Below are 7562 nucleotides of genomic sequence, written 5' to 3' on the forward strand. Positions count from 1 at the left end.
CAAAAAGGCTGTTACTCATCGAAATTTTAATTCGTTGAGCAACAGCCTCATGAAAAATAATTTGTTTAGTTCATTGAATATTACCCGAACAAACCTCTTCTTCTAGGCATTGTAGGTACATATGGATCGTATAACCATTTAAATAATGTTCCTTTTTCCAATGCTTCTTGAGGAGAGAATTGTGGGCAGAAAGGATCAAATGGCATTGGTAGAACAGGATAGATTGGCATTACAGGTGTGACTTGCTGTACATCAGTGAAGCCTTGGATTGCTGCTTGCTCAGTTGTATAGTTATCCATAACGTAACCTCCTTTCTATCGAAGAATATCTTCTGGATTGATATTAGCAGATGTTGTAAAGATTTCCGAACCACGAATCGGTTGACAGAATTGATTCTGATCATGCGGGTTCTGCTTGTAATGTTCTTCTACAATGTATAATGCTTCACGGAAACGTTGTGAGTGAACAACTTCACGCTCACGCAAGAATGAAAGCGCATCGATTACACCACGATCGTCCGTCAATTTGATTAAGTTCTCATATGTTACTCTTGCTTTTTCTTCTGCTGCAATATCTTCTGTTAGATCTGCGATTGGTTCTCCCTTAGCTTGTATATAGGCAGCCGTCCAAGGGTTCCCAGATGCATCTGAATAATAGAGTGCCTTTCCATCTTTACAAGTTTATAAACCAATGTGGCGATAATCTCTAAGTGTGCTAACTCTTCTGCTCATTTATGTTGTATGTAAATAATAAAAAGATACTCTCTGTATTAACTGACTATAAAACATTTCGTATGAATATCTCTTGTATTATATTAATCAATACGGCATCTTTAACCAACGCATTACTTGTGTTCGTTATTAGGATTGCCATTAATCTAAATCCTACTTACTCTCCAATAATATGGATAATGAGAAGCCAAAAATAATAAACAATTCAATAATTTATTGTATATGTTAAAGCGTATTATTTTTCCCCAAGAATCAATTTTCTTAATTGATTCTTAGGATTAGCAGAAGATGTGTAAGTTTCTCATTCACCAACCATATAGTAAAATACCCTTTTCTTTTTGATCCCCTAACCATAGATGGATCGCAAGCTTTGGGAATTGGTCTCCATATGAAACAACGATATCATAATCTGGGGCAGTGTTTGTATCTACTATCATTTTTACTCAATTTCTTATAGCCTGTTCAAATACCCTTATTGTCTGTTTATCTTCAAAGGAGATAAGTGTATAACCTCATTGACGTTACCAACACCATTAGATCGAGAAACCTCAATATTAACAATCTTTTCATCTAATAAAATCATCGTTTCTCCTTGGCTTATACACCCTGCTAGTAGAATAATGCCAAAAAGGAGCAATACTACCTTAATTACTACTCTCATATCAACTAACCCACTTCTGCTTCATTCAAAAAGATTACCTTAATTTAAGAGGACATATCTTTTAAGAATAACTTAAGTGCCTGGCGCTGAATCTTCTTTTCACTGAATCTTCTTTTCACTGAATCTTCTTTTTACATAATTTATTATTCTTTTACAGTTAGATGCAAAATATCTTCTTTTGATAATAATAAATTGTCATTATCTAATATTATTTTGAAATTTTCTCCATTACCAATATAATAAAATACCATTTTATCAAAATGCAGATTGTTCTTTTTGATTTCTTCTAATTTATCGAATACAATTTCGGATAAATTTACAATCGATACAACATCATTACCTAAGATTCGGGTTGATAGTTTTATACCTTCTTCGTTAAATTCTAGTAAATAATAATAGCTTTCATCCCATCCATAAATTCCCAAGCTTCCATTGTAATTTTTTTCTGTTCTTAATTGTTCCATTACATGCTTATTGGTATCAACAAAAATATGTAAACCAGGAAACGAAACTAGTTCATACTCAATAAATATTTTAGATATTAACTGGATCATGTCTCCCTCGATTTCTTTTTTATTAGCAGATTTTTTAAAAGTAAAATCTATTGTAGCTATGGAATCTCTCAATTCCTTTCCAACCATATATACTATTTGCTGCTTCAGCATGTTATCTTGTTTTGATTTATTCTTCAAATAATCATCCCTTATATATTCATTACGATTAAATATTCCGAATTTAGTGTTATCATCTGCAATAACACTAGAAGAGTAGTAATTATTAACAATATCATATTTAGTTCTACCGACTGAAAAACTAGTATCAGGGTACTTTTCGATTAAGTATTCTTTATATTGAAGGTATATATTATTATATTTATATATTTCATATATACTTGGTGGTAAAAGTATAAGAATAACGAGAACTATCAGTAGATATTTTTTCCTTTTAATCATAATATTTAACTCCCCTAATAACTTAAGTCCCTGGTACTGAATCTTCGATTAGGCTTTTATTTCAAGCAATTGAATTACTTAAGTCTATGAAACTTAGGAAATACATTATACGTTGTTTGCCATACAAGGATTTTTCTAAAACACTTTAAATATGGATAATGGGAGGTTTATTAAACACACATTGGGTCACTCTTTGCATTGGTAAACTGTTGCATGGCCTTCAGGCAATTACCACAGTCAGACCGTCACTGGCTAGCAAACTTGACTTTAAAGGGATCGCCACAATAGATAAGTGATCAATATTTAAATCTGTTACAAATGCAACAGCCTGTAAAGGAATTTAATGTGGCATATTCATGCTTAACTTCTTAGCTACTCTTCAGAAGCTAATTCACCTTATTTCTGAGGTGAAGGATTGTTATACGATATAATATTGTGTGCTCAACGAGCTTTTAATAGGGTAAATATTTGGTAAAAATCTGATTTCCCAATGATATTTGATATATTTAGGATTTAATTTATGCTCTTTCTCTATTATATGAATTTTATTCTGTATCTTTGTATAAGTATCGTTTTCAGATTGAAAAACCTCCCCTGTCTCAGGGTGGATAGCTATACACCCTAAATCAAACATGGCATGATGGTTAGGACATAGTATTAACATATTATCCCAAGTATCACTGCCATTATGGGGTTTGCCTAAAGGTTTTATATGATGACATTCTGAATAATTTTTGTTGTAATTTACCTTGATGCTCTCCCCACATATTTGACAAGTATTATTATATAGTCGCTTTAATAATATTGCTTTCTTTGTATCACGAATTATCCGTTCTATAATGTAATCTTTTTTTTTCGACTCCGATTCCTCATCTTCTTCTGCATTCTCAATAGCTGGGTCATACGATTGAATCATATTCATTTCTGTACCTTTATAATAATTCTCTAACGCATTTACTAGCGTTATACTGTTATTCCCAAATATTCTAATCAAATCAGGTAAAGATGCCCCATTAGAATTATAAAGTGAATGTAATAACATGTTTGCCCTTAAGTCCCTAGGTGCTAATTCCATTTTCAAGCCCATATTTTTGGTCATTTGCTTTAAAGCTATTCTCACTTGTGGTACAGGCTTTGTTTTACTTACTGAGAATATAAATTTTTCGGCTTCTTTGTCTTCCATTTGCTTATTTGACCAAAAATAATCCCAAAACTCTTCGATACATGTAGATGCTGGAGGAATTAACTTTATATAATCCACTACCGAAACTGAAATATTATTTGTTTTTTCCATAACTTTATAAGGGTTTATTACAGCGTTTGTCTCTCTGTTATAATCAGAAAGCTTCATATTTTCAACATCCACTGGTCTGTACCCCGCTCCTAAACATAATGCAATATATGCTCGAACAACAAGTTTCTTTTCAATGTCATTGTACAACGGTATATCATTAGCATATAAGTTCATTAGACTATACTTTCTGGGAATAAACGAAGTTTCCCCTTTTCTGCCTTTAGTGTTAAGACCACTAGTTTCTTCTTCTAAAATAGGAAATAGTTCTAATCTATTGATGTATCCCTTTCCCTTGGCAAATTCATATAAAGCACTCAATGCTGCTCTTACGTTTTTAGGAGATGTTTCTCTAGCAAAAATAAAAAGTTTCATAGTTTCTTCGTCAAAACAATCTTCTAATGTAACAGGCTCAAATTCTAAATAATAATCTGTCAACTTTCTACTGTGTGTACGAACACTTTTTAAATCAGAAGCAAGGTACTCTTCTAAAAGTTGATCTGCTAAAATATTCAACTTAAACAACCCCTATCCATTCTTTGCATTATTTCCTCTTACTAAATGATTTCCGTACCAGTGGCGGTAATCACACCATATTAAATGAAAAAGTGACAATAATATCAGTAATATATTACTATGTATGTTATTTTAATTACTATCAACCAATTTCGCATTATAGACAGCTTGTCCACTTATGGATAATGAAAAACTGAATCTTGACGGCGGAAAATTCCTTGTCCCCTTGTCTTTGCTAAACCCTATATGAATGTTCAAAAAAAAAATTAATAAAAGTAAGCAAAATTCAAATGCAAAAAACATAAGGTGCAAGTAATATAAAAAATCATGTAAAATAGGTCTGGTACTAAAATCATGTATTATACTTTTTTACATCTAACAGCTAAGAACCTTGGATATTCCCACTTTTTCGGGTATTTGTTAGCAATTTCATCAGTAGGCAACGGTTCTATTATTCTATCTATTTTCAAACCATTTCTTTCTATACTATTAAAGTACATTTCTAAAGGACGATGGACATGTGTAGTCAAGTGCTCACTTGTATCTTGCAATGATATACTAAACATAGCCTCTATAATTATTTCTTTAGTATATTCAAACCACTCTTCATCAGCATATTTCCAATAAAAAGGCCAAAAACAAGGATGAGTTATAGTAAAAATAAACTGACCCTCTTTCTTCAACAGTTTAGAAACACTACTTAAAACATCATCTAATTTAATTACATCCATTAATGTCATATTTGCAATTGCTAGAGAAAATTCAGGTTTTTCTGCAATATCTGCGTAATCCTCAATTGATGAATGAATAAAATCTATCTTTTTGTTTGAGCCATAGTTTTGTTGGGCAATCGAAATGTTATCTCTGCTTAAATCTACTCCTATTACTTTTTTTGCTTTTTTCGACAGTTTATATGTCAAATATCCTGCTCCACACCCCATATCCAAAACATTAGATAGGTCGGATTTTGACGCTAAATTAAAAATACACGGTATTAGTACATTATGATAACTAAGATCAATACCCTCCACAATTTGCCTCGATCTAATTTGTGCAAATTCATCCCATTCAGAAGCTATATCATCATAAGTTTTATTCTTAACTGGCCGCATCTTCCGCATTTTCTTTTCCCCTCATTAATTTATTGTGCTTATATATTGCTTTAGTTATATCATTTGCTAAAAAGAAAACTGGGTGTCCACCCATATCATATTCTTCAATAACATGTTTACCATTTACTGTTCTACCTACAGCTACCCTAGCATCATTTCTATCCTTATTTATGATAGTAAATCTAGATTCTGGAACTAAATCAAGCTCAGGATATTGATAAAGCTCAGCACCGAGACTTTCTAACTCATCCAGAAACGAACTTATCTTAGGTGTAACTTCAGGCAAGTATATTGCTAATTCATTGTTTGCTGCTTTATTAAACAAAAGTGCCTTAATATTTTCTTGTTTCGCCCAAGTCATATCTCTAGTGAAAATTGCTACTCTACCACCACGTGATATCCAACTGTACATATACTCATTTATATCTTTCTCTTTTCTATAAATTTTTGGGGAGTCTTTATATTCTAAATATATATTTATTAAGAAAAATATAATTGCTCCAGAAATCAATAATTGTTGAAAGGTAGTAAATGTTTGTCCAACAGTTCGCAACGTAACTGCTAAACCAATCAAGGATGCAAATGACGCTGTTGATGCAAACAACTTTTTAAAAAAGAAGTGTAATAAATTATAAATCACACATTCATCTCCCATCTTCAATAAAATTAGATTTTATTATTCCTGCAAAGAAATGCATTGCCCGTTTCGAACTAAAATCTGGCTTAATAGTTCAATTTTGTATAGCGGGGCGCTGGTTTTAACCGCAGATAGGCTTATTCGCAAAGCGCTCACAGAAATCGCCTATCTTGATTATCTCCGAACCAATACCGGTAATGGTTCTGTATTAGAACACTATACGCCATTGATTAAGGAATATATTACTATATACGTTTTTCCGCACCCTTTCGAAGGAAATAGGGTTAGAAGTTATACTTCGATTTAACCCTTATAAAATTTCCAAGCAGTTCTTCCAACAAAATATGTACCAAAAAAATCAATCGATCCTCCTATAGGTGCGCCTACTAATGGAACTAATTTAGTAAAACTTATTAAACTTTTTTCGCCTGCTTTTGTTATTATTTTTCTTGTTAGAATTTTGTTAACTTTTTTCATTACTTCTCTGGTAATATATTTATCTACTGCTTTTTTAGCAATTGCTTGTCCTGTTTTAACACCTACGTCTTTTAATGCCGTTAAACTAGCATTACCACCCATGACTAATAGGATATCTGTAGCTGTCTCCTCATCTTTAATATTCCAACCGTATATATAAGCAATAGACATAACTAATAAAGATTGAATCTTAAAGGTATAGTACATATTTGTTGGCATAGTTATAGGTAAAGTAATAAAACCACATAGCCCACAGATGGCACCTATACCTCCATTTTTCAATGACCTTCTTAGTAAAATTTTACTTACCAAATCTTCATTTAAAATTCCTGGATTCAATTTCCTAAGATGGTTCACGTAGCCCTCAACACAATCTGCTTCTTTAACTAATGAACTTTTAATCATGACTAGCAATTCTTCAGACCATTTCTCAATATTATCTTCAGACATCTTTTTAAGCATATTCATTTTTCCAGATAATTTTTTCAAATGTTCTCCTCCTCATAATGCATCTAACGGCGCGTAGCGAATTTTGCAACTTATCTTTGTTTCTCCGAGCCAGTGTTAGCAATATCAATTACTTATTATTAACCATTGCTCTACGCCCTCTATTAAGATGAAATCTATCACATATTCGCTTAAAACCAACTTCCCATTATAGACATTAGTCACCCTTAGAATCTAAACCATAAAATATAACTAACAAATTTCGCCAACAATTTACCAATATCCTTCTCCATCGACAAAGCTTGTCAAATTTCGACAAAAGTTTCTTTCTCATGTTTTTGCACACAAAAAGAAACCCACCACTGTTAGTATTAACAGCGATAGGCTTTGGTGGGGTGCGAAGAGGGGATACTATATAGTTAGCTCCCCTAATCGTACTAATTCAACGACTGCTTGCGAGCGTCCTTTAACTCCTAGTTTTTGAATGACATTTGCAATACATACCTTTTGCGAACGGTATTTTGACAATTGTCGGATAGTAAGTTTCTGCTGCTATACCAAAATGCCATGCGTTATTGGCTATTCTTAAAAGCATATTCAAAATCTAAGGTCCCATCAGGGTGCATAACTATTTCTTTAATTAAAATGCTAAATATATGGTGAAGATCCTGATCCATTCGCTCAAGTTCTTTAAAAGCATTCGAAATATTCGTTATCTGAGTTTGTTTATATTTTTT

Annotated in this window: 7 protein-coding genes and 2 pseudogenes; all 9 read right to left on the reverse strand. The window is 32.3% G+C overall.

The annotated features are described in order from the left end of the window. Positions 1-80 precede the first annotated feature (80 nt). Positions 81-299, reverse strand: a complete 219-nt coding sequence (locus BHU72_RS07725) for a spore coat associated protein CotJA (RefSeq protein WP_069702069.1) — start codon at positions 297-299, stop codon at positions 81-83. 120 nt (positions 300-419) lie between these two features. Beyond that, positions 420-724: pseudogene (locus tag BHU72_RS16530) on the reverse strand (manganese catalase family protein); the annotation flags it as partial. A 479-nt stretch (positions 725-1203) separates the two neighbouring features. Then, positions 1204-1392, reverse strand: coding sequence for a hypothetical protein (locus BHU72_RS07735; RefSeq protein ID WP_069702070.1), 189 nt, complete (start codon positions 1390-1392; stop codon positions 1204-1206). Positions 1393-1535: 143 nt separating this feature from the next. After that, entirely contained in the window at positions 1536-2345 is an 810-nt protein-coding gene (locus tag BHU72_RS07740; RefSeq protein ID WP_069702071.1) for a hypothetical protein, read from the reverse strand. Positions 2346-2763: 418 nt separating this feature from the next. Continuing rightward, positions 2764-4152 carry an HNH endonuclease gene (locus BHU72_RS07745; RefSeq protein ID WP_069702072.1) on the reverse strand — a complete coding sequence of 463 codons (1389 nt, stop codon included), beginning with the start codon at positions 4150-4152 and terminating at the stop codon, positions 2764-2766. A 359-nt stretch (positions 4153-4511) separates the two neighbouring features. Then, on the reverse strand, positions 4512-5264 hold the full coding sequence (locus BHU72_RS07750; RefSeq protein ID WP_176720436.1) for a class I SAM-dependent methyltransferase: 753 nt from the start codon (positions 5262-5264) through the stop codon (positions 4512-4514). Beyond that, positions 5251-5904: a hypothetical protein gene (locus tag BHU72_RS07755; protein ID WP_069702074.1), complete on the reverse strand. Its 654-nt coding sequence runs from the start codon at positions 5902-5904 to the stop codon at positions 5251-5253. The genes BHU72_RS07750 and BHU72_RS07755 overlap by 14 nt, the downstream gene beginning before the upstream one ends. A 300-nt stretch (positions 5905-6204) precedes the next feature. Further along, positions 6205-6867 (reverse strand): EcsC family protein, encoded by a 663-nt coding sequence (locus BHU72_RS07760; protein ID WP_083248332.1) that lies wholly within the window; start codon positions 6865-6867, stop codon positions 6205-6207. Positions 6868-7236: 369 nt separating this feature from the next. Then, positions 7237-7323 (reverse strand): annotated as a pseudogene (locus BHU72_RS16535) (helix-turn-helix transcriptional regulator); the annotation flags it as partial. Positions 7324-7562: the final 239 nt, after the last annotated feature.

It is taken from the genome of Desulfuribacillus stibiiarsenatis (assembly GCF_001742305.1).
Taxonomy (GTDB): Bacteria; Bacillota; Bacilli; order Desulfuribacillales; family Desulfuribacillaceae; genus Desulfuribacillus_A; species Desulfuribacillus_A stibiiarsenatis.